Annotated in this window: 20 protein-coding genes and 1 pseudogene; 12 read left to right on the forward strand and 9 right to left on the reverse strand. The window is 71.2% G+C overall.

All coding sequences use genetic code 11. The features are described 5' to 3' along the window. Positions 1-98: 98 nt before the first annotated feature. On the reverse strand, positions 99-557 hold the full coding sequence (locus NQO67_RS09695) for an ATP-binding protein (RefSeq protein ID WP_255949401.1): 459 nt from the start codon (positions 555-557) through the stop codon (positions 99-101). A 326-nt stretch (positions 558-883) separates the two neighbouring features. Between NQO67_RS09695 and NQO67_RS09700 the strand changes: the two genes are divergently transcribed. The 9 genes from NQO67_RS09700 (at position 884) to NQO67_RS09740 (ending at position 12,118) form a co-directional block, all read left to right on the forward strand. After that, positions 884-1,747: a hypothetical protein gene (locus NQO67_RS09700; RefSeq protein WP_255949402.1), complete on the forward strand. Its 864-nt coding sequence runs from the start codon at positions 884-886 to the stop codon at positions 1,745-1,747. Positions 1,748-2,288: 541 nt separating this feature from the next. Continuing rightward, positions 2,289-3,035 (forward strand): YcnI family copper-binding membrane protein, encoded by a 747-nt coding sequence (locus NQO67_RS09705; RefSeq protein ID WP_255949403.1) that lies wholly within the window; start codon positions 2,289-2,291, stop codon positions 3,033-3,035. A 187-nt stretch (positions 3,036-3,222) separates the two neighbouring features. Next, positions 3,223-3,894 carry an SCO family protein gene (locus NQO67_RS09710; RefSeq protein WP_255949404.1) on the forward strand — a complete coding sequence of 224 codons (672 nt, stop codon included), beginning with the start codon at positions 3,223-3,225 and terminating at the stop codon, positions 3,892-3,894. Then, positions 3,891-4,445 carry a copper chaperone PCu(A)C gene (locus tag NQO67_RS09715; RefSeq protein WP_255949405.1) on the forward strand — a complete coding sequence of 185 codons (555 nt, stop codon included), beginning with the start codon at positions 3,891-3,893 and terminating at the stop codon, positions 4,443-4,445. The genes NQO67_RS09710 and NQO67_RS09715 overlap by 4 nt, the downstream gene beginning before the upstream one ends. Before the next feature lie 191 nt (positions 4,446-4,636). Then, positions 4,637-6,769 (forward strand): copper resistance CopC/CopD family protein, encoded by a 2,133-nt coding sequence (locus NQO67_RS09720; protein WP_255949637.1) that lies wholly within the window; start codon positions 4,637-4,639, stop codon positions 6,767-6,769. A gap of 5 nt (positions 6,770-6,774) precedes the next feature. Then, entirely contained in the window at positions 6,775-8,223 is a 1,449-nt protein-coding gene (gene efeB / locus NQO67_RS09725; protein WP_255949406.1) for an iron uptake transporter deferrochelatase/peroxidase subunit, read from the forward strand. Between the two features lie 107 nt (positions 8,224-8,330). After that, positions 8,331-9,266 (forward strand): prephenate dehydratase, encoded by a 936-nt coding sequence (gene pheA / locus NQO67_RS09730; RefSeq protein ID WP_255949407.1) that lies wholly within the window; start codon positions 8,331-8,333, stop codon positions 9,264-9,266. A 768-nt stretch (positions 9,267-10,034) separates the two neighbouring features. Beyond that, positions 10,035-11,306 (forward strand): serine--tRNA ligase, encoded by a 1,272-nt coding sequence (gene serS, locus NQO67_RS09735; RefSeq protein WP_255949408.1) that lies wholly within the window; start codon positions 10,035-10,037, stop codon positions 11,304-11,306. Beyond that, on the forward strand, positions 11,303-12,118 hold the full coding sequence (locus tag NQO67_RS09740) for an HAD family hydrolase (protein ID WP_255949409.1): 816 nt from the start codon (positions 11,303-11,305) through the stop codon (positions 12,116-12,118). Before serS ends, NQO67_RS09740 begins: the two co-directional genes overlap by 4 nt. Before the next feature lie 51 nt (positions 12,119-12,169). Here the strand turns inward: NQO67_RS09740 and NQO67_RS09745 are convergent, their stop codons facing one another. The 7 genes from NQO67_RS09745 to NQO67_RS09775 form a co-directional block, all read right to left on the reverse strand. Further along, positions 12,170-13,576: an MFS transporter gene (locus tag NQO67_RS09745; RefSeq protein WP_255949410.1), complete on the reverse strand. Its 1,407-nt coding sequence runs from the start codon at positions 13,574-13,576 to the stop codon at positions 12,170-12,172. A gap of 194 nt (positions 13,577-13,770) precedes the next feature. Beyond that, positions 13,771-14,490, reverse strand: coding sequence for an ABC transporter permease (locus NQO67_RS09750; protein ID WP_255949411.1), 720 nt, complete (start codon positions 14,488-14,490; stop codon positions 13,771-13,773). Between the two features lie 10 nt (positions 14,491-14,500). Further along, the gene (locus tag NQO67_RS09755; protein ID WP_255949412.1) at positions 14,501-15,412 is read right to left on the reverse strand and encodes an ABC transporter ATP-binding protein; all 912 of its coding nucleotides are present in this window, start codon (positions 15,410-15,412) and stop codon (positions 14,501-14,503) included. Positions 15,413-15,504: 92 nt separating this feature from the next. Beyond that, positions 15,505-16,446: an ABC transporter permease gene (locus NQO67_RS09760; RefSeq protein WP_255949413.1), complete on the reverse strand. Its 942-nt coding sequence runs from the start codon at positions 16,444-16,446 to the stop codon at positions 15,505-15,507. Beyond that, complete coding sequence (locus NQO67_RS09765) at positions 16,427-17,440, reverse strand: ABC transporter ATP-binding protein (protein ID WP_255949638.1); 1,014 nt, start codon at positions 17,438-17,440, stop codon at positions 16,427-16,429. Before NQO67_RS09765 ends, NQO67_RS09760 begins: the two co-directional genes overlap by 20 nt. A 154-nt stretch (positions 17,441-17,594) precedes the next feature. Beyond that, a complete protein-coding gene (locus tag NQO67_RS09770; protein WP_255949414.1) occupies positions 17,595-18,032 on the reverse strand; it encodes a nuclear transport factor 2 family protein in 438 nt (145 codons plus the stop codon). Positions 18,033-18,168: 136 nt separating this feature from the next. Continuing rightward, positions 18,169-19,176, reverse strand: a complete 1,008-nt coding sequence (locus NQO67_RS09775) for a toxin glutamine deamidase domain-containing protein (RefSeq protein WP_255949415.1) — start codon at positions 19,174-19,176, stop codon at positions 18,169-18,171. Positions 19,177-19,358: 182 nt separating this feature from the next. Here NQO67_RS09775 and NQO67_RS09780 point away from each other — a divergent pair, with 182 nt between their 5' ends. The 3 genes from NQO67_RS09780 (at position 19,359) to NQO67_RS09790 (ending at position 21,814) form a co-directional block, all read left to right on the forward strand. After that, positions 19,359-19,847, forward strand: a complete 489-nt coding sequence (locus NQO67_RS09780; RefSeq protein ID WP_255949416.1) for a hypothetical protein — start codon at positions 19,359-19,361, stop codon at positions 19,845-19,847. A 369-nt stretch (positions 19,848-20,216) separates the two neighbouring features. Then, the gene (locus NQO67_RS09785; RefSeq protein WP_255949417.1) at positions 20,217-20,924 is read left to right on the forward strand and encodes a cyclodeaminase/cyclohydrolase family protein; all 708 of its coding nucleotides are present in this window, start codon (positions 20,217-20,219) and stop codon (positions 20,922-20,924) included. 32 nt (positions 20,925-20,956) lie between these two features. After that, complete coding sequence (locus NQO67_RS09790) at positions 20,957-21,814, forward strand: bifunctional 5,10-methylenetetrahydrofolate dehydrogenase/5,10-methenyltetrahydrofolate cyclohydrolase (RefSeq protein WP_255949639.1); 858 nt, start codon at positions 20,957-20,959, stop codon at positions 21,812-21,814. 87 nt (positions 21,815-21,901) lie between these two features. Here NQO67_RS09790 and NQO67_RS09795 read toward each other — a convergent pair. Further along, positions 21,902-22,090 (reverse strand): annotated as a pseudogene (locus NQO67_RS09795) (DNA-binding protein); the annotation flags it as partial. Positions 22,091-22,109: the final 19 nt, after the last annotated feature.

Consider the following 22,109-nt stretch of genomic DNA (forward strand, 5'->3'; position numbering starts at 1 on the left):
GCGGCGTCCCGCCCAGGCAGGGCGGCGCCGCGGGCCGCGGGGCACCGGGGGTCGGCACGTACCGTGTCAGCCAGCGCCGTGCGCGTCCCGGTCCCGCGTCAGACCGTCGCCAAGGGGGAGTCCTTCGACCACTTCAGGTTCTTGTCGAAGCTCACCACGGCGCCGGTGCGGCCCGGCCGGTTGCCGAAGTGGGCGTGGTCGGCGATCTGCTCGATCAGCCGGAGACCACGGCCGTGCTCCGCGGTGTGGGCGACGGGCCGCCGTACGGTGCGGGGGGCACCGAGCGGGAAGCCGGGCCCCGAGTCGGCCACTTCGATACGGCACCGCTCGCCGTCGAGGTACGCCGTCACCTGGTACGCCCCGGAAGTCCCGGAGGGGGAGGCGGTGCTCTCGCCGTACGCGACGGCATTGGTACACGCCTCGCTGAGGGCGACGGAGAGATCGTAGGAGACGTCGGGGTCCACCCCGGCGGTCTCCATCGCTCCGATCAAAAGGCGCCGGGCGAGCGGAACGCTCGCCGCCTCACGCCGCAAGTGGAGTGACCACAAGATGCTCATCGCTCCAGCCTCCTAGCCGCGGCTGGCCGCGGCTCGACTTAGGGATACGTATTGCCGGGAGGTGCCGGGAGTAAGCACCGTTCCGGAGCATTCCCGTCCCTTCGGCGGAAGCGGGGTCCGTACGCGGTCCGTACACGGTCCGTACGGGGGTAGGTATGGGGTCCGTAGGTGTCGGGTAGAGACGTCTACGTGAAGCCCGGCCGCATCGGCTACCGCGAGTCCGTAGGTTTCCGTAGGTGTCGGGTAGAGGTGACAGAAGGGGCCCAACGGCACTTTGCGGACCTGCCGTGTGAAACCCATGGGCAGGGTGGGATGATGGGCCAGCCATGACTGCCCCCCGCCAGTACGAGGCACGCGCCGGTTTCGACCTCCGGCTGCTCAGGGCCACGGTGTTCACCGTGGCCTGTGTCGTGCTGTCCGCGGCCGGGCACTCGCTCGCCTCCGGGGCCACCGTCCCGGCGTGGTCCCTGGCCGTCGGCTGCCTCGCGCTGTTCTGCGTCGCCCTACCGCTGGCCGGCCGGTCCCGCTCGCTCGGCGGAATCACCGCCCTGCTCGCCATCGGCCAGCTCGCGCTGCATGCGCTCTTCGGCATCGGCCAGCACGACATGACCATGCCGCACAGCCGCTCGGAGACGTCCTTGATGACGCATGCCGCGCGGCTGATGTCCGGCACGCATGCGATGGGGATGATGCCCGGCAGCTACCGGGGGATGCTCCGCGACGCCGCAGGCGGCGCCGGTGGTACGGGGGCGGGCGCCGGTGTCGGCGTCGGCTCCGGGATGGCCACCGACGGGGGGATGGCCGCTGGCACCGGGGCGCCGGGCGCCGCCGTGGACGGCTCGGCGCCGATCCTGCACGCCCTGCCCATGCTGCCGTCGCTGCCGATGCTGCTCGGCCATCTGCTGGCGGCCGTGGTCGCCGGTTGGCTGCTGCGCCGCGGCGACCTGGCCGTCTTCCGGCTCATGGCGCTCTCAGCCCAAGGTCTGGCAGAATCCGCACTGGTACGCGCCCTACGCGCCGCGCTGGCCCTGGTGCGCGCCCTGCGCTCCGGCCTGCCCGACGTCCGAACCTCCGGCCCGCGCCCCCGGCGCACGCCCGACACGCGGGCGCCGCTGCCGCGGACCGTCGCCCTTCAGCACACGGTGATCCGACGCGGGCCGCCACCCGCCGCCTGCGCTCTCGCAGCCTGACGCGACACCGCCCACCCGGCGAACCGCTTCTCCGCCGCCCCGCAACGCTCCGGCCCCGGGCCGAGTGCCGGGACGACCGCATCGGCACCGAACACCGAAACCGAACAGCCTGCGCACACCGGACGCCCGGTGCACCGGCCACACCTGCGTGGCCGGACGCCACCGGCACCGCACCGGACGGCCTGGACGCACCAGACGCCATACACGTACGGGACGCGTGCACGTGATCCCACGGGATCCAGCCGTGCACCGAGGCTCCGCACGCCCCGGCGTCCTGCATGCGTCCGGCACAAGGGCTACTGGCGTTCGGTGCCGTGCACGGGGTTCCGGCCCGCCGGTTCAGGTCCGCGTGGACGCAAGAGGTGTCGCGTTGCGGGGCTGCCTCCCGGGGCCTTCGGGCGCCCGGGCGCACCCGCCAGCACCAAGCGGGCGCGCACCGCACGGCACCGACGACCGACCATCCGGTGGCCTGCGGCGCACGCCTGGCCCGTGCTCGACCAGTTCACCGCCGAACTCCCCCTCTGACCTGGAGTTTCCTGCCATGAAGGTTTCTCGAATCTGCGCCGTCGGCGGCGCCACCGTCCTCGCCGTGGTCGGCCTGTCCGCCCCCGCCTTCGCGCATGTCACCGTGGCGTCCGAAGGCGCGGCGGCCAAGGGCGGCTACGCCGTCCTCGACTTCAAGGTGCCGAACGAGCGCGACAACGCCGCGACCACCAAGCTGGAGGTCAACTTCCCCGTCGACCAGCACCCGCTCACCTCGGTCTCGCCCGAGGCCGTGCCCGGCTGGACCATCAAGATCACCAAGACGAAGCTCGACAAGCCCGTCACCTCGGGTGAGAAGACCGTCGACGAAGTGGTCTCCAAGGTGACCTGGACCGCCGACGGCAAGGGCATCGCGCCGGGCTACTTCCAGAAGTTCCCGGTCTCGGTCGGCAAGCTGCCCGAGGACGCCGACCAGCTGACGTTCAAGGCCCTCCAGACGTACTCCAACCACGAGGTCGTGCGCTGGATCGAAGCCCAACAGGAGGGCCAGGAGGAGCCGGAGAACCCGGCGCCCGTGTTGCAGCTGAGCGCGGCGGCCGACGAGGAGGGCAAGAGCGGTGCGCAGGCGAGCAGCGGCAGCAGCGCTGACTCCGGCGCCCAGGAGAAGACCGCGTCCTCCGCCGACAGCTCCAGCGGTTCCGGTAGCGACACCACCGCGCGCGTGCTCGGCATCATCGGCATCATCGTCGGCGTCCTGGGTGCGGCCTACGGCGTCCTCGCCGGCCGGCGGCGCGCCACCGACTGATCCCGCCTCGGGCCGGGCCCACCGGTCCACCCAGGTGCGCGGGGGCGTGCACTCCACGATCGCCCCCGCGCACCCGCACGCCCCGCACGCCTCGCACGCCCGCGAGCGACCGGGCCCGCGCACCCCCGCGAGCTCCCGAGCACCACCCCGGTCGTCGCCGGAACCACTCCATATGGGACATTCATCCATGCGCAAGAAGACCCTGCACCTGTCCGCCGCCGCCCTGCTGACCACCGCCCTGCTCGCCCTGACCGGATGCGGCAGCGGCAGTGACGACGGTGCCGGCAGCACCTCGCCCAAGGTCGTCGAGGCCGGCGACGGGACCGGGCAGCACGCCGTGACGGCACTCGACTCGCCCTACCCGAAGCCTGACCTGACCCTGACCGACGCACACGGCAAGAAGTTCGACCTGCGTGCCGAGACCAAGGGCCGGCCGACGCTGATCTACTTCGGCTACACGCACTGTCCCGACGTCTGCCCGCTGACGATGAGCAACATCGCCGTCGCCAAGAAACACCTGCCGAAGGCGGACCAGAACAAGCTGCGCGTCATCTTCGTCACGACCGACCCCGAGCGGGACACCCCCAGCGAGCTGCGCGGCTGGCTGAAGGCGCAGGACCCCGACTTCATCGGGCTGACCGGCGACTTCTCCGCAGTGCAGCGCGCGGCCCGACAGCTGGCGATCAGCGTCGAGGCACCGAAGAAGGAGAAGGACGGCACGATCGTGTCCACCCACGGCACGCAGGTCATCGCCTTCTCGCCGAAGACGGACGACGGTTACCTGCTCTTCGACGAGGACGCCACCGTCAACGACTACGTGAAGGACCTCCCGAAGATCATAAAGGGGGAGAAGCCGTGAGCCGGCGGTCTGCGTACCGCGTCCGGGCGCGCGCGGCAGCCCTGCTCACCGCCGGTGTGTTGGGCGCCGGGGTGCTGGCGGGCTGCGGTGCCGACTCGGACGGTGGGCGGGCCGCCGGGGCGGACGGTGCGTCGGGTGCGGGTGCGGGTGCGGGGGCGTCGAGCGGCAGTGCCTCGGACGCGCCACGATTGACGGTCGGCGGGGCGTTCATTCCGGAGCCGGTCACGACCGGCATGGCCGCCGGGTTCTTCACCGTCGAGAATGCCGGGGGCGCTGACACGCTCACCTCCGTGACCAGCGATCTCGCCGCCAAGGTCACGTTGCACAGCACCACCGGCGGCACCATGCGGGAGCGCGGCTCCTTCCCGGTGCCCGCCCACGGCACCCTCACCTTCGGCCGCGGCGGCAACCACGTCATGTTCGAGCAGCTCACCCACAAGCCGAAAGTCGGCAGCACGGTGCACATGGAGCTGCACTTCAAGCGGTCGGGCACGGTCGACGTCACGGTGCCGGTGAAGCCCGCCACGTACAACCCGTCTGCGTCCTCGTGAGGAGCTGACCGTCCGTGCACAGCGTTCCGACCTCGTCCCCCCGCAGAGGCATCGGCCTCCAGGACCACACGTCCCGACTCGACCACCGGGGCCGGTTCGACCGGCTCGAACGGCTCGACCACCGGGGCCGCGGTCCCGGTGCCGGTACTGGTCCCGGTACCGGTACTGGTCCCAGTAGCGGTCGCCGGTGGGTGACCGCGCTCGTCTGCTGCCTGCTGGCCTGTGCCGGTCTGCTGCTCGGCGGTGCCGCTCCGGCCGGGGCGCACGCCGCGTTGTTGAGCAGCGATCCCAAGTCGGGGGCGGTGGTCAAGGCGCCGCCCGCGCAGGTGTCGCTCACCTTCTCCGAGCAGGTCAGCGTGGAGAAGGACGGGCTGCGCGTACTGGATCCGGGGGGCCGACGCGTCAGCACGGGCAAGGTCGGTCACGTCGGCTCCGACACCTACCGCATCCGGCTGCGCACGGACGACATGCCGCACGGCACCTACACGGTCGCGTACCAGGTGATCTCCGCCGACAGCCATCCCGTCGCCGGTGCCTACACCTTCTCCGTAGGCGCACCGTCCGGGCCGGGCGTGGCGCTGCCGACCACGGCCGGCTCGGCCGGCGGCGGGGTGGTCGGCGGGCTCTACGACACCGCGCGCTACGTGTCGTACGCGGGCTTCATCCTGCTGGTCGGCGGCGCGGCCTTCATCCTGGTCTGCTGGCCGCGCGGGGCCGGAGTGCGTCCGGTGCAGCGGCTGGTCGTGTCCGGCTGGGTCGCGATGACCGCGGCGACCCTGGCGCTGCTGCTGATGCGCGGCGCGTACACCGGTTCGGGCAAGGTCGCGGACATCTTCGACCTCGGCCTGATCAGTGACGTCGTGCACACGAAGCCGGGCACCGCCCTCGTCTCCCGGCTGCTGCTGCTCGCCGTCGCCGCACTGTTCGTCGCCGTGCTCTTCGGGGCCTACGCGCGGCGGAGCGATGAGCAGGGCGATGATCAGTCGAACCGCGACCAGGGGGATGCCGGAAAGGCCGGAAAGGACCGAGGCAGCGAGGACAGCGACGTCAACGAGGTCAACGAGGTCAACGAGGTCAGCGACGTCAGCGACGACGAACGCGAGGGGGGCGCGGCCGGGCGGGCGGCGGACCTCCGCTTCGGGCTTGCCATCGGCGGGGCGGTCGTGGCGATCGGACTCGCGGCGACCTGGGCGGTGTCCGAGCACGCCTCCGTGGGCCTCCAGCCCCGGATCGCCATGCCGGTGGACATCGTGCACCTGCTGGCCATGGCGGTCTGGCTGGGCGGACTCGCGACACTGCTCACGCTGCTCTACCGGGTGTCCTCGGTCGAGGCCGCGGCGGTGCGCCGGTTCTCGGCCCTCGCCTTCAGCAGCGTGGTCACGCTGGTGGCGACCGGCGTCTACCAGTCCTGGCGGCAGCTGGGCTCCTGGTCAGCGCTCACCGGCACCGGATTCGGGCAGTTGCTCCTGGTCAAGGTGGGTCTGGTGGCCGTCATCGTGGCCATGGCAGCCTCCTCACGACGCTGGACGGCCCTCCTCACGGACACCGTGGCACCGTCGACCGTGACGGCCGCGGCGGCAGCGGAGGCCGCGACGGAGACGACGGCCGCGACCGAGGCGACGGCCGCAACCGAGGTGACCAACGCAACCAACGCGACCGCCGAGGCTGACGCGACCACCGCGGCTCCGAGCACGGCACCGGCCACCACGGCGGCCCCCGCCGTGGTCACCCCCAGCCGCGAACGGGCCGCGCAGCTCGCCCGGCAGCAGACGGCCAAGGACGTCGCACTCCGCAAGCGGCGGCGTGAGGCGGACCCGGAACGTTCGGGGCTGCGCCGCTCGGTGCTGGCCGAAGCCGCCGTCGCGGTCGTCGTGCTGGCCGTCACCACCATCCTGACCACCACGGAGAGCGGGCGTACGGCGGAGGCGGCACGGGCGGGCAACGCCGCGGGCGGTGCCGCCGTGAGCCAGCAGCAGGCACCACCGGTGTCCCTGGACCTGCCGTACGACACCGGCGGCGGCACGCACGGCAAGGGCAGCGTGATGCTCGACCTCACCCCGAGTCACCCGGGCCGCAACGACTTGACCATCATGGTGATGGACGCCGGCGGGCAGGCCGTGGACATTCCCGAGGTGACGGTCCGCCTCACGCTCCCGTCCCAGCACATCGGCCCGATGCGCATCACGCCCCGGCACAGCGGCACCGGTAGCTGGACGGCGCGGGGCGTGCAGATCCCGATGGCGGGCGACTGGCGGTTCGAGGTGACCGTCCGTACCTCCGACATCGACGAAGTGACCGTCGAGAAGAACGCGAAGATCGGCTGACCACGATGGCGGACCCCGCTCACCCCAACGACCCGAAGCCCCGGCCGCCAGCCGGCCCGGAAGAGGAGCCACCCGCCGGGCCCGGTCCAGGCTCGTCCGTGCTGGCGTCCCCCCTGGATGACTCCGGGGAAGGCTCCGGGGATGGCTCTGGAGATGGCTCCGTTTCCGGCAATCCCGGAGCCTCCCGTCTCAGCCGGCGCCAGCTGCTCGGTACCGCGGGCGGTGCGGGGCTCGTCCTGGGTGCCGCGGGCGGTTTCGCGGCCGCGGCCAGCGGGTCCGGCAACGACGGTGCGGCAGCGGGCAAGGACGGGTCCGGCTCGGCGAACCAGGACGAGTCACTGGCCTCGGTCGGCTTGCAGACGGTGATGTTTCACGGGAAACATCAGGCGGGTATCACCGACTCCCTCCAAGCACACGGATACCTCGTCGCCTTCGACCTGCGGCCCGGCGCAGGCCGCAAGCAGGCCGCCGCACTGCTCCGGCGCTGGACGGCGACGACCGACCGGCTGATGGCGGGCAAGCCGGTGGACGTGGCCGGGCACGACACCGGCGTCGCGCGGGACGCCGGGACCTGTGCGCTCTCCGTCACCTTCGGATTCGGGCACGGCTTCTTCTCCCGTACCGGGCTGGACAAGCAGCGCCCCCGCGCCCTCGATCCGCTGCCCGACTTCCCCTCCGACCGTCTCGACAGGTCCCGCAGCAACGGCGACCTGTGGATCCAGATCGGCGCGAACGACTCCCTGGTCGCCTTCCACGCCCTGCGCGCCTTGCAGAAGGAGGCGGCGGGCACGGCCAGGATCCGCTGGCAGATGGGCGGCTTCAACCGCGCACCGGGCGCCACCACCGAGCCCAAGACGCCCCGCAATCTGATGGGCCAGCTGGACGGCACCAACAACCCCAAGCCGTCCGACGACGATTTCGAGGGGCGGATCTTCGTACCGTCGGACGGCTCGAACGGCGACCCGGACTGGATGGCGGGCGGCTCGTACGTCGTCGTGCGCCGCATCCGGATGCTGCTCGACGACTGGGAGAAGCTGACCGTCACGGCCCAGGAGAAGGTGATCGGCCGGCGCAAGTCCACCGGGGCACCGCTGACCGGCGGCACCGAGCACACCGAGATGAAGCTCGACGCCACCGGCCCCGACGGAAAGCCGGTGATCCCGCTGAACGCGCACGCCCGGATCACCCGCCCCGACCAGAACGGCGGTGCCGCGATGCTGCGCCGCCCGTTCTCCTTCCACGACGGCTTCGACCAGGACGGTGTCCCTGACGCCGGTCTGCTCTTCATCTGCTGGCAGGCCGACCCGCTGCGCGGCTTCGTCCCCGTACAGCGCAAGCTCGACCGGGGCGACGCCCTCTCACCGTTCATCCGGCACGAGGCCAGCGGTCTTTTCGCGGTGCCCGCCTGGGGCGACGGGGAGGAGTACCTGGGGCAGCGGCTGCTGGAGGCGTGAGCGGGCGGACCACGGGCAGGACCGCACGTCGACCACCAGGTCACGGAGAGTGGCTCCGGTGGCTCACGGCCGCGAGGGAAGGTGCCGTTCGCCTATAGGGTGACGGTATGTCGGCGACGCGCTATACGTATCTCGGCCCCGAGGGAACCTTCACCGAGGCCGCTCTTCGCACGCTTCCGGAGGCGGCCACCCGTGAGCTGGTCCCCATGGTGTCCGTGCCCGCCACGCTCGACGCGGTGCGCAACGGTGAGGCCGCGGGGGGATTCGTGGCGATCGAGAACTCGGTCGAGGGCGGCGTCACGGCCACCCTGGACGAGCTCGCCACCGGCAAGCCGCTGATGATCTACCGCGAGGTCGTGCTGCCGATCTCGTTCGCGCTGCTGGTGCGCCCGGGCACCAAGCTGGGCGACATCAAGACGGTCACCGGCCACCCGGTGGCGCAACCGCAGGTGCGGAAGTGGCTGGCGGCCCACCTCCCGGACGCCGTGTGGGAATCCGCCGCGTCGAACGCGGACGGGGCACGCCTGGTGCAGGAGGGCAGGTACGACGCCGGCTTCGCGGGTGAGTTCGCGGCCGCCGCCTACGGGCTCGAGCCGCTGGTCACGGAGATCCATGACGCGACCAACGCCGAGACCCGCTTCGTGCTGGTCGGCCGTCCGGCACGGCCCGCGGCGCCGACCGGCGCGGACAAGACGTCGGTGGTCATCTGGCTCGGCGCCGACCGCCCCGGTGCCCTGCTCGAACTGCTCCAGGAGTTCGCGGTGCGCGGGGTCAACCTGATGCGGATCGAGTCACGCCCCACGGGCAAGGGCATCGGCGACTACTGCTTCTCGGTGGACGCCGAAGGCCACATCACCGACCGCCGGGTGGGCGAGGCGCTGATGGGGCTGAAGCGGATCGCGCCGCAGGTGCGCTTCCTCGGCTCCTACCCGCGGGCCGGGGTCGCCCCGGAGGACGTGTCACCACTGCGGGTGGGCACGTCCGACACCGACTTCATGGCCGCCTCGGACTGGCTGGCGCGTTGCCAGGACGGCCGGTTCTGACCCCACGCCGGACCTCGGCTCAGACCCCGGGCCGGACTCCCGCGCCCTTTCCGCGGACCACGCCTGGGCGTCCCACGCACTCTCCGTAAGCTGTCCGTACGCGTCCCATATGAACCGCCTATCGGTCCCGTATGAACCACGTACAGGTCCTACCTGCGGATATCAAGTTATCCACAGCGGTTATCCACAGGCAGGCTCGAAGACCTGGGGACAACTCGCCGGGCAGGTCGACCGGAAAGCGCGACGTAAGCCGACACAGCGGCACGGAGGAGACCAAGACCAACGCAAGGGATGAATCCCTTGCATCCGCTTTCGTCCACCTATTCGTCCACCTATTCACCTTGATCGACTCTTCGGGGCGATGCCATTCCACTCGAAAGTGGGCGCGAAGCACAGTTTGGTACCGGAATCCACCCCGTTCTGGTGACATCAGGAATGATCACGGAGAGCCGTCACCGCGAGCCGATCGAGCCCTTTCGGTGTCCACAGTTCTTCCACACAGCCTGTGGATAACTCTCCGCTCCTTGTGGATATCTGTGGACGGTCGAGCCCGCCGCCTTCCCCAAGTCGCCCGCGGCGCCGTGGAGTCGGGTCAAGCGAGCAGGAACCCGGCTCCCTCGATCCAGGGATTGCGGAACCTCGAGTTTGACGATTCCGTGACGGCCATTGCCGGATTCCGCCGTGCAGAGATTCCGGCAATTCGGTCACGATTCGGCGGAGTGGAATATCGGTTCGTGACCGGGAAGCGGGCACCGGTAGCCTTGAGCCGTGATTGACCTTCGCCTGCTCCGTGAGGACCCCGACCGCATCCGCGCCTCGCAGCGCGCCCGTGGAGAGGATGTCGCACTCGTCGACGCCCTGCTCTCCGCCGACGAGCGGCGCAGGTCCTCCGGCGTCCGCTTCGACGAGCTGCGTTCCGAGCAGAAGGCGCTCGGCAAGCTCATCCCCAAGGCCACGGGGGACGAGAAGCAGGAGCTGCTGAAGAAGGCGGGCGAGCTGGCGGCCGCGGTCAAGGCGGCCGACGCCGAGCAGGACGAGGCCGACGGGCAGACGAAGGACCTCCTCCTCAAGCTCGGCAACGTCGTCCACCCGGACGTGCCGGTCGGCGGCGAGGAGGACTTCACCGTCCTGGAGACGGTCGGCGCCCCCCGCGACTTCGCGGCCGAGGGCTTCGAGCCGAAGGACCACCTGGAGCTGGGCGAGGCACTCGGCGCCATCGACATGGAGCGCGCCGCCAAGGTCTCCGGCTCCCGCTTCTACTACCTCACCGGCATCGGCGCCCTCCTGGAGCTGGCGCTGGTCAACGCGGCGATCGCCCGCGCCACCGAGGCCGGCTTCACCCCGATGCTGACGCCCGCGCTGGTCCGCCCGCGCGCCATGGAGGGCACCGGCTTCCTCGGCCAGGCCGCGGATAACGTGTACCACCTGGAGAAGGACAACTTCTACCTGGTCGGCACGTCCGAGGTCCCGCTCGCCGCGTACCACATGGACGAGATCGTCGAGGCCGACCGCCTCCCCCTGCGGTACGCGGGCTTCTCGCCCTGCTACCGCCGGGAGGCCGGCACCTACGGCAAGGACACCCGCGGCATCTTCCGCGTCCACCAGTTCGACAAGGTGGAGATGTTCTCGTACGTCGCCCCTGAGGACGCGGAGGCGGAGCACGAGCGCCTGCTGACCTGGGAGAAGGAGTGGCTGACCGCGCTCGAGCTGCCGTTCCAGGTGATCGACGTGGCCACCGGCGACCTCGGCGCCTCCGCCTCCCGCAAGTACGACTGCGAGGCGTGGATCCCCACCCAGGGCAAGTACCGCGAGCTGACCTCCACGTCGAACTGCACCGAGTTCCAGGCCCGCCGCCTGTCCATCCGGATGCGCGAGGGCAAGAAGGTCCGCCCGCTCGCCACGCTCAACGGCACGCTGTGCGCCGTGACCCGCACCATCGTCGCCCTCCTGGAGAACCACCAGCAGGCCGACGGTTCCGTGCACGTCCCCGAGGTGCTACGGCCCTACCTGAGCGGCCGAACGGTCCTGGAACCGAAGTGAGCGCCGCCCCGGCCGCGTTCCCGTACCCGCTGATCGCGACCGATCTCGACGGGACGCTGCTGCGCTCCGACGGGACGGTCTCCGCGCGTACCCGTGCGGCGCTCGCAGCCGCCACCGCGGCGGGCGCGATGCACGTCGTCGTGACCGGGCGCGCCGCCCGCTGGACGCGTGCCGTGCTCGACGATCTCGACTACCACGGCCTCGCGGTGTGCGGCCAGGGCGCGCAGGTGTACGACGCCGGCGCGCACCAGCTGCTCACCTCCGTCACCCTCGACCGCCGCACCGCCGCCGTGGCGGTGCAGAAGATCAAGGCCGAGGCCGGGTCGCTGGCGGTGGGCGCGTGCCTGGACGGCCTCGACGGCGAGATCCTGGCGGGCCCCGGCTACCGCCCCCACCAAGCGCTGTCGCACGCCATCCCGGTCGACAACCTGGACGCGCTGTGGGCGGCGCCGCTCACCAAGCTGTACCTCCAGTGCCCCGGCGTCACCGACGACGAGCTCACGCGCATCGCACGGCGCACCGCCGGGGACCTGGTCGAGGTGACCCTGGCCGGCCCGACCCTGGTGGAGCTGTTGCCGCTCGGCCTGAGCAAGGCGAGGGGTCTCTCGCTCGCCGCGCGCCGGCTGGGCGTCTCACGGGAGCAGACGATCGCGTTCGGCGACATGCCGAACGACGTTCCCCTGCTCAGCTGGGCCAGGCACGGTGTGGCGATGGCCGGCGCACATCCGGAACTGCTCGCCGTCGCCGACGAGGTGACGTCGTCGAACGACGAGGACGGCATCGCGGTCGTCCTGGAGCGCCTGCTCGGGTGAGCACGGCGCCCCTGGCCGGGGCGCCGTAGCCCTCTGCCTGCGGGCATCTTCCTAGCGGCAGCCATCTGTGGTGCGCGAAGGGAACAGCCGGATGGCGAACGCCGCCGCGCAGCACAGCGCCAGCACGCAGCCCGTCGCCCGGTGGAAGGCCCGGGTGGCGTCGACGGGTTCGGGTGTGGCCGCCGTCAGCCCGGCGAAGTACACGGTGGAGATGACGGCGGTTCCCAGGGCCCCGGCCAGTTGCTGGACGTTGTTGATCAGGCCGGACGCGGTTCCCGCCAGCCGTTCGGGCACTTCGGCCAGGCCGAGCGACAGCACCGGCGCGATGATCAGCCCCATCCCGCATCCCGCGGTCAGCAGCCAGGCGCCGAGCCGGGCCGTGCCCGGTCCCGTCTGGTGCGTGCCCAGCGCATGGAGCAGCCCGGCAAGACCGATGGCCAGCACCGCGACACCGCCTTCCAGGACCCGGCGTCCGTAACGGGGCACGAGCCATCGGGACCCGGGTGTCGAGGTCAGCGGAATGCCCAGCGTCCAGGGGAGCACGGTCAGCGCGGCGGTCAGCGCGTCACGGTGCAGACCGCGTTGCAGGTACAGGGTGAAGGTGAAGAAGAAGCCGAAGACCGAAGCGAAGACGAGCGCGCTGACCAGCACGGCACCACGGAAACCGCGGTGGCGGAACAGCCGCGTGTCGACCAGGACCGGAACGTTCCGCAGCGAGCGGGTCCTCTCCCGGGCCCCGAAGGCGGCCAGCAGCGCTGCGCAGAGGGCGACCGTCGGCCAGGTCCACCAGGGCCGGCCGGCTTCGCTGCCCTGGATCAGCGCCCCCATCAGACCCGCAAGACCGAGGGCGGCCCACGCGACGCTCCTCAGGTCGATGGGTTCCGCTGCGGCTCGCTGCCCGCCCGGCAGGGCTCGGGTGCCGGCCAGGACGAACAGGCCGAGCGGAAGGTTGACGAGGAACACGACACGCCAGCCGAGGCCGTAGACGTCCGCCTCCGCCAGCAGGGCGCCGACCGGCGGAGCGCTGACGCTGGCCAGGCCCGTGACGATCGCGAAGAGGCTCAGCACCCGGCCCCGTTCCCCGGCCGGGTACATCACCTGGATCAGGGCCAGTGCCTGCGGCACGACCAGCGCGCTCATAGCGCCCTGCACGACGCGCGCCGCGATCAGCACGCCGGCGGACGGCGCCGCGCCACAGGCCAGCGAGGCGAGCAGGAAACCGCCCCCGCCGAACAGCAGCACCGTGCGCGGTCCGTACCGGTCCCCGATGCGTCCGCCGATGGTGAGCAGCGTGCCCAGGGACAGGGTGTAGCCGGAGGCGATCCAGGCGGTCGAGGCGTTTGTGGCGTGCAGATCACCCTGGATGGACGGCAGGACGATGTTTCCGATCGTGCCGTCGAGCAAGTCCATGACGGCCGCGACGAGCACGACCGAGAGCGCGAAACCGCGCCGTTTCATGAGAAATCCCTTCCCGAAGTGGTCTTCTGGAAGGGAGGTGGCGGACATGGGTGACCCGGCAGAGGTCACCCGGCAGAGGTGTCCCAGGTGTCCTGGGTGTCCACCACCCGGTATTCAACGCAGCGTCGTCGGCAAGAGTTCCGCACGGCCGAGGGCGCCTCCGAAGGGGCGCCCCCGTGACGACGAGATGACCGCTACTCCTCCGTCGCGAGTTTCAGCCCGCGCAGCTTCTGCCCTGCGTACCAGGTGGCCGCCAATGTGACGACGGTCAGCAGCACCACCGCGACCGGCAGGCCGACGTCCGATGTGATCAGGCCGTTCCCGCCGACCTTCTGGGCGACGGCCAGGGACCACTGCTGCACGCTCAGCGTCCGGGCGCCCGCCACCAGCGAGCCGAACACCGCCTCCCAGACGAGGGCGTAGACGAGGCCGATGACGACGGCGTGCCGGGTGACGGTGCCGAGCAGCAGGAACAGCGCCGCATAGGCGATCGAGGAGATCAGCGCGGCGATGGTGTAGGCGGTGGCGATCTGCTGGCTGTTGCCGTTCAGGATCAGGCCCGCGATCAGCGTGGGGAGCGCGGAGAAGATCATGGTGACGCCGATCGCGACGATCAGCTTGGTGACGATGATGGTGGGCCGCTTGACCGGCTTGGCCAGCAGGTAGACCACCGAGCCGTCGTCGATCTCCGGGCCGATCGCGCCGGTGCCGGCGATGACGCCGATGATCGGCACCATGGTGGCCAGCGCGAAGCCGCCCAGCACATTGGCGGTGGTCTGGTCGTCGGCGCCGGCGAAGCCTCGTACGGCCACGGCGATCAGCAGCAGCAACACCGGCAGTATGCCGAGGATGAGGGCCCGGCGGCGGCCGAGCAGGGCCCGGTAGGTGAGCCGGGCGACAGTGGGGTCGTACATCTTCGGCCTCCTACGCCGCGACGAGATACGAGAAGACGGACTCAAGGGACTCGTCGGACGGCGAGACGGTCAGCAGCCGGATGCCGCGCTCGCGGGCGAGCACCGGCAGCAGCTCGGTGAACCGGCCGAAGTCGACGGCCTGGATGTGCAGCGCGCCCTCCCGCGCGTCCACCTCGATGCCGGCCGTCGACGGGTCCGCGATCAGCGCCGCGGCCAGTGCCCGGTCATCGCTGGAACGCACCAGGTAGCGGTGCGGACGGTCCGTCATCAGCCGGCGGATCCGGCGGAAGTCGCCACTCGCCGCATGCCGGCCCGCCACGATCACTTCGATGTGCGAGGCGAGTTGCTCGACCTCTTCGAGGATGTGCGAGGAGAACAGCACCGTGCGCCCCTCGTCCCCCATCCGCCGCAGCAGCTCCATCAGCTGCATGCGCTGGCGCGGGTCCATGCCGTTGAACGGCTCGTCGAGCAGCAGCACGGACGGCTCGTGCACCAGCGCGGAAGCCATCTTCACGCGCTGCCGCATGCCCTTGCTGTACGTGGCGATCTTCCGGTCCTGGGCGTACTCCATCTCGACGGTGGCCAGCGCCCGCCGCGCCTCGGCCGCGCCCAGGCCGTGCAACTCCGCGTTGGCCTCGACGAACTCCTGGCCGGTGAGGAAGTCGTACATGGCCTCACGCTCGGGGACCAGGCCGATGTGCCGGTAGATCTGCTCGTCGCGCCAGATGGTCCGGCCGTCGAGGGTGACGGTGCCGGTGGAGGGGGCGAGGAAGCCGGCCATCAGGTTGATGAGGGTGGACTTGCCTGCGCCGTTCGGGCCGAGCAGGCCGGTGACGCCCGGCCCGATCGTCATCGTGACGTCGTTGACGGCCACCACGTTGCCGAACCAGCGCGAGGTGTGATCGATATGAATGGAGGTCATGGGCGCAGCCCGATTCGTTCGAGGGTGGTGGTGGGCCGGGGGTACCTCCCACGCCGTTGAGGCAGTGGGGGAGGGAGGGCGATTGTCACGGCTCACAGTCCGATCTTGCGGTAGCGGCGCGTCAGGATGCCGTAGCTGGCGGCGATGGTGCCGACGACGACCAGCAGGTAGACGACGCCGAGGCCGGTCGAGGGGCCTTCCCCGCCGGGGAAGGACGAGGACGCGCCGAGGAACGCGGACTGGAGACCGTCGATCAGCGTGATCGGCGAGAAGAGACCGAGCAGGCCGATGGCCGTGCTGGTGGCGCCCTGCACATCGGCGATGGCCTGCACGGTCGAGACGGCACCGTAGGAGATGGCCATCACCGCGATGACGGCGGCGACGCCGAAGCCGCGGCGCGGCGTGAGTGCCGCGATCACCAGGCCGATACCGGCGAAGAGAACGGACAGCAGGGCCACGGAGACCACCGCCTGGAGAAAGCCCTTGGTCTGGTCGGCGAAGTCCAGCTTCGCGAGCATGGCACCCACGTACAGCACCACGAGGGGCACCGCGGTGAGGATGAACAGGGCCGACGACAGTGCCGCGAACTTCGCGCGGACGTAGTCGCCGTGCTCGATCGGCCGGGAGAAGTACAGCGGCACGGTGCGGAACCTCAGGTCCCGGGAGACCGCCTGGGGCGCCTGCGCGGCCACGAACAGGCCGATGACCGCCTGGAGCAGGATCGCGTAGCGGGTGTACTCCAGCGGCAGGTCCTTCGCCTTGGTGGTGACGGTGACGGCCACGATGAGCAGCGCGGGCACGCACATCAAGACGAAGAGCACGATCGGCAGCACCTTGGACTTGACCGAGCGGCCCAGGCCGTAGGCGCCACGCAGCGACTGCGTGTACAGGGAGCGGGTGGCGTAGCCGCGGCCCAGACGGGCGCCGTCGTAGGAGCGGTAGCCGATGTTGTGGATCCGGCTCTGCTCGGCCGGTGCGCCGGTGCCGCCCTGGGCCAGGGCACCCGGCTGAAGGTCACTCTGCGGGGCCGGCATGCTGGGCCGCCTCCTTCCGCTGCGCTACGGGGGACTCGGGGGACTCGGTACGGGGCTCGGCAGTGTCCTGCTGTGCGCGGAACACCTCGGCGATCTGGTGCCTGCGCTGCTCCATCCGCACCAGGCCGAGACCGAGGTCGGCGACGAGGTCCCGCACGACGTCGTAGGTCTCCTCGCCCTGGGCGGTGAGCAGCAGGAGGTGACCGGCGCCCGGCAGACCGCTGCCGGACTCGGCGGTCAGCCCACGGGCGGCCAGCGCGTCGCGCAGTGCCGCGGTGCCGTCCGGGTGCTTGTCGGTGTCGGTGACCTCGATCGCGAGGGTGGTCGTGGTCTGGGTGAAGTCGGTGGTGGCGCTGGAGCGCAGCAGCTTTCCGCCGTCGATGACGACGACGTGCTCGCAGGTGCGCTCCAGCTCGCCGAGCAGGTGCGAGGTGACCAGGACGGAGATGCCGAAGTCGGAGTGCACCCGGCGGATCAGGCCGAGCATGTCGTCCCGCCCGACCGGGTCCAGGCCGTTGGTCGGCTCGTCCAGGAAGACCAGCTGCGGGTCGTGCACCAGGGCCTGCGCCAGCTTCACGCGCTGCTTCATGCCCGTCGAGTAGCCCCCGATGGGTCGGTACCGCTCCTCGTAGAGGCCGACGTGGCGCAGGATGTCCGCGGTGCGCTCACGGGCCGCGGTGGGCGGCAGCCCCGACATGCGCGCCATGTGCACGACGAACTCGGTGGCCGAGACGTCCGGCGGCAGGCAGTCGTGCTCGGGCATGTACCCGACGCGCTCGCGGATCGCGGGCCCCTCCGATGCGACGTCGAGGCCGAGCACGGCGGCCCGGCCCTCGCTCGCGGGGGAGAGCCCCAGCAAGATCTTGATCAACGTTGACTTGCCGGCCCCGTTCGCCCCGACGAGCCCGGTGACCCCGGGCCCGACCTCGACGGACAGCCGGTCAAGCGCGGTCACCCTCGGGAACCGCTTGCTCAGGCTTTCGGTCACTATCACAGTCACGTCCACGACCGTAGGGGTCCGCCCGGCAACCGGCGTCAGCCCAGGGTGCCCATCCTGAGTCCGCCTGGAGTCGTACAGGGCCTTAGGGGAGAGGGAGGGCCGCCCCTGACGCCGGCCGCTCTGACCGGCTCTCGCCCCTGCGCACGGGCTACGACGGCAGCGGGCGACCTGACGCCTCGGCCGCCGCGAGGACGTTCACGTAGTCCCGGAAGTGCACGATGTGTCCGTCCCGCACCCGCAGGACGGCGATGTGCGGGAGCGCGAAGTCCTGGCCTGTCGTGGCCGCGGTGCCGGTGGCCTCCTCCTCGACGATGACGACCTCGGGATCGCCGGTGTCGTGGACCACGACGTTGCGGTACGCCCGGTAGCGCAGCGGGCTCCTCTCCCAGTTCGCCCGCATGAAGTCGGCGATCTCGGCCCGCCCTGCCAGGCGCGACGGGATCCCCGGCCGGGTGAAGGGGAACTCCAGGACGGCGTCGTCGGCGAACAGCTCGGCCATGGCGTCCAGGGACTTGTCGATCGCGGTCTGCTGGAAGCGCGCCAGCACCTCGCGCGGCCCTGCGGGCTCCCCGCCGGATTCGGGCATCGGACGTCCCCCCTCGGTGCACAGCTGTACGCGTCGGTACAGACCTGTACGCGGCCCTCGGTACGTTACGCGCCCGCGACGGCGTAGGGGGTCGTCGTCGTACACCGAACCCTGCCCATCGGGACGGCGTCCGGGCTCAGGTGATGTCCGGGAGGGACATCTCCTCGAGGGTCGCACCGGTGAGCGCCTGCGGGGCCTGGCTCGCCGGTGGCTCGACCGGTGCGAACTGGGGGTCGAGCGTGATGGTCATGAAAAGGCTGCCCTTGTACATCGGCGTCTTGCTGACCCGCCCCATCTGCGCGTCGACCCACACGATGTCGCCCTTGTGGTTGACCCCGTTGACGGCGTGGACGAGGTGCGTCTCCTCACGCTCGAACACCACGATGCACGAGGCGCCGTGCCCCGCGCCCTTCAGCCGGCTCGCCACCGCCCCCCACACGCCCTGTGCGTTCTCGTCCGCGCCCGCCTCGCTGGTCCTCCAGTTGGTTCCGAGCCACCTCTTCGTCAGGTCGTTGCCGCCCGTTTCGACCCCCGATTCGTCGTGGATGCCGGCGGCCGCCGTGGGATTGCCGGACCAGGAGGCCAGGAAGCTGCGTGCCGCCTCGATGCAGTTGCGCCGGTAGGCGCCGCCGTCCTCGTCGCGCCGGCTGTTGATGCCCTGCACCCAGTCGGCGGCGCCTCCCGAGCTGGCCAGCGGGCCCTTGGGGTCGACCTTGTTGAGTCGCTGGGTGAGCGGTCCCATGAGGGAGTAGCTGAACGACGTCGGGTCGGGGAACTGCTTGAAGGCGCCGTCCTTCTTGGGGAAGGACTTCTCCAGGTTCGCCTGGTCCTTGGGGTCGACCTGCTTCAGCTTGCCGGGCCCGAACTCCCGCTGGTCGTTCGCCAGGCTGACCCGCTGCACGGGCAGGCCGTGTCCGCAGCCGGCGCCATGGACATGCCGCTGCGCCCCGAGCGCCCGGGTCACTGCCGCATTGCCGGCGGTGCGCTGAAGCGCGAGGACGGCGGATGCGTTCATGGGCCCGCCGGGGGTCACCGGGGCGGCCTGGTCGGTGTCCGACGCCCTCGCCGCGGAGTCCTGCGCGGGCGGGCGTAACGGAACGCGCGCGTCGGAGCGGGACCATTCCGGCAACTCACTGGAGTGCATCGCGGCGCTCCCTTCCTCTTCGGCCTCTCCTCCTCGTCCATGCCTAACGCAAGAAGCACGGTGGCGGCAGGACCGGAAGGGCAGCTCCGGGGGCAGGTGTCCACCGGAACGCCAGGGGGTAACGCATGGGTGCGGTGCGGGAGTTGAGCGCTTCATTCTTGCGGACACACACGGAGGTAGACATGCGCGACCAGCACCATCGCCTGCCGTTGTACGGCACCATCGCCGCCGCCCTGCTGGCGGCGGCCGGCTCCGCGGCACCGGCCGCCGCGGACCCCCTGCCCATCGGCCCCCAGCAGTACTTCTCCGGCCTGGTCAACGACGTCTCCGACAACGCCGTGATCAAGGTGGTCTGCCCTGGTCCGGTGGGTGGCGACAGAACGGGTCACCCGGTCTCCGGCCAGAGTGTCGCCGTGGCCCCCAGCCGGGACTCCGGCGGTGCCATCGCCGGCTACACGGGCGACGCGGCCGATCACATCGTCGTCGACTTCGGCGTGGTCTCGACCACCAAGCCGACCACCCTCGCCGCCTACTCGACCAAGGCGGACATCCCGACCGACCTGAGCCTGCCGTGCAGCGGCACCGGCGAGGTCACCTTCGTCCCGGCGCCGACCAGCGACACGGCGCGGTCCGACGTCGTCACCGTCACATACGAGAACATCGCCCTGTAGTCGTTCGTACCGTTTAGTCGTTCGTATCGTTCGTACGTCAAAAGGGGGCGTGGGGTGGGAACGTCCTCCCGCGCCCCCGACCCGTACGCAACAACAGGCGCCCCAGCCGCCCCCACCCCGCAGCCAGTTATCCACAGATTCGTCAATTCCCCTGTGGATAACCGCACTTCGCTGTGGATCAAACCTCGGGACACAAATATTTCCCACCGTTTACCCAGCCCAAAGCGGGGGCGACGGGGGCTCCGAACTTCCCCATACGCTCCATACCGGGCAGAAATCGCCTGGCCACACCCCTGCCCCGTGAAAGGATGGCCGCGCACCGGCGTCACCCCGAAGCCAGGACCACACACCACCGTGCGAGGCGCGCCCATGCCCCATCCCTCCCCGCCCGCCAGCCTCCCCCTCCGCGACGAGACCGTCGGCGGCTACCTCGACCGGCTGGCCGCCAAGCTCCCCGCGCCCGGTGGCGGCGCCGCCGCCGCCCTGCACGCCGCGCAGGCCGCCGCGCTGCTCGGCATGGTGGCCCGGTACAGCACAGTCGAAAGGGCGGACCGCAGGTCCTCGGCTGAGGGTGGTGGCGGGCGACGGGCGGGCGAGAAGTACGCCGCGCACGCCCATGTCATCGCCCGTATCGCCAGCATCACCGACGACCTGCGGGCCACCGCCCTCGCCCTGGCCGAGGACGACGCGCGCGCGTTCACCGCCGTGACGGACGCCTACCGGCTGCCGCGCGGCACGGACGAGGAGAAGGCCGCCAGGTCGGCGGCGATCGCCCGGGCCCTGGCGGGCGCCGCCACCCCACCGCACGAGGTCATCGGCGTCGCCCTGCGCACCGTGGAGCTGGCCGAGGAGCTGCTGCCGATCGGCAACCGCAACGTCCTCACGGACGTCGCCGCAGCGGCCGAGGCGCTCCGCGCCGCGGCGGTCACCGCGCAGATCAACGTCGAGATCAATCTGACCGGCATCAAGGACCCCGTGGTGCGCACGGAGCTGACGGCGGCGATCGCGCGCGTGGACGGCATCCGCGCACGCGCGGAACAGGTCACCGCGGCGGTCCGGAAGGAGATCAGCGCGTGACGACGGGGGACACGAGGTCGGCCGAACCACCCATGGACACCACCGGGGCGCCCCGCGAACTCTCCGGCCGCGCCCTGGCCACCGCCCTGCGCACCGAGACCACCGAGCGGGCGGCCGAGCTGACCGCGCTGGGCACGACACCGCACCTGGCGGTGGTGAGCGCCACGGCGGACAAGTCCAGCGCCTGGTACGTGCGCTCCATCGCGCGCGCCGCGGAGAAGGCGGGCCTGAGCTGTAGCGTCGTCGACCTGGGCCCGGACGCGACACCCGCCACGATCCGCGACCGGCTGCGCGCCCTGAGCGCCGACCCCACGGTCCACGGGATCATCCTCCAGACGCCGCTGCCGGCCGGTGCCCGGCTGGATGACCTGGCGTCCGCGATCGCCCCGGTGAAGGACGTGGACGGCGCGAACCCCCTGTCGCTGGGCCGGCTCGCCGCCGGACTGCCCGCTTTCGCCCCCGCCACGGCGGAAGCCGTGATCGCCCTGCTGGACCACCACGGGATCACGCTCGAGGGCCGTCACGCGGTCGTCGTCGGCCGCTCCACCGTGGTCGGCAAGCCCGCCGCCCACCTGCTGCTCGACCGGAACGCCACGGTCACCGTCTGCCACTCGCGCACCCACGACCTCGCGGCGGTGACCCGCACCGCGGACGTCCTGGTTGCCGCGGTCGGCCGCCCCCGCCTAATCACTGCCGCCCATGTTCACGCCGGCACCGTGATCATCGACGTGGGTACCAACCCCACGGAGGACGGCGCCCTCGTCGGCGACGTCGACCCCGCGGTCGCCCGGCACGCGGCCGCCGTCACCCCGGTCCCCGGGGGCGTGGGCCCGGTCACCACGGCGCTGCTGCTCCAGCACACGATCCGGGCGGCGCTGACGGTGGAGTGACGGTCCGGGCGGCGAGCTGCCCGTCGGTCGCCGCCGCAGCGAACGGGCCGGTCGGCCGTGTCCTTCCCACCCGTACCCTCGTGCCCTTCACAGCCCGATGAGCCGGACCCGCTGGCCGCACAAACGCCTCATGTCATCGACGTCGGACGTGAACATCGCCACCGGGCCGGGCTGGCGGAGCGCCACCTCCGCGACGGTGGCGTCGACGGCGTGCTTGTGCCCGTGTGGCCCTGCGTCCTTCAACAGCTTGGCAGCGGCTTTCGCTGCCTGCTCGGTGAATATCGCCATGACCTTG

Origin of the sequence: Streptomyces odontomachi (assembly GCF_024435355.1) — a bacterium.
GTDB lineage: Bacteria > Actinomycetota > Actinomycetes > Streptomycetales > Streptomycetaceae > Streptomyces > Streptomyces odontomachi.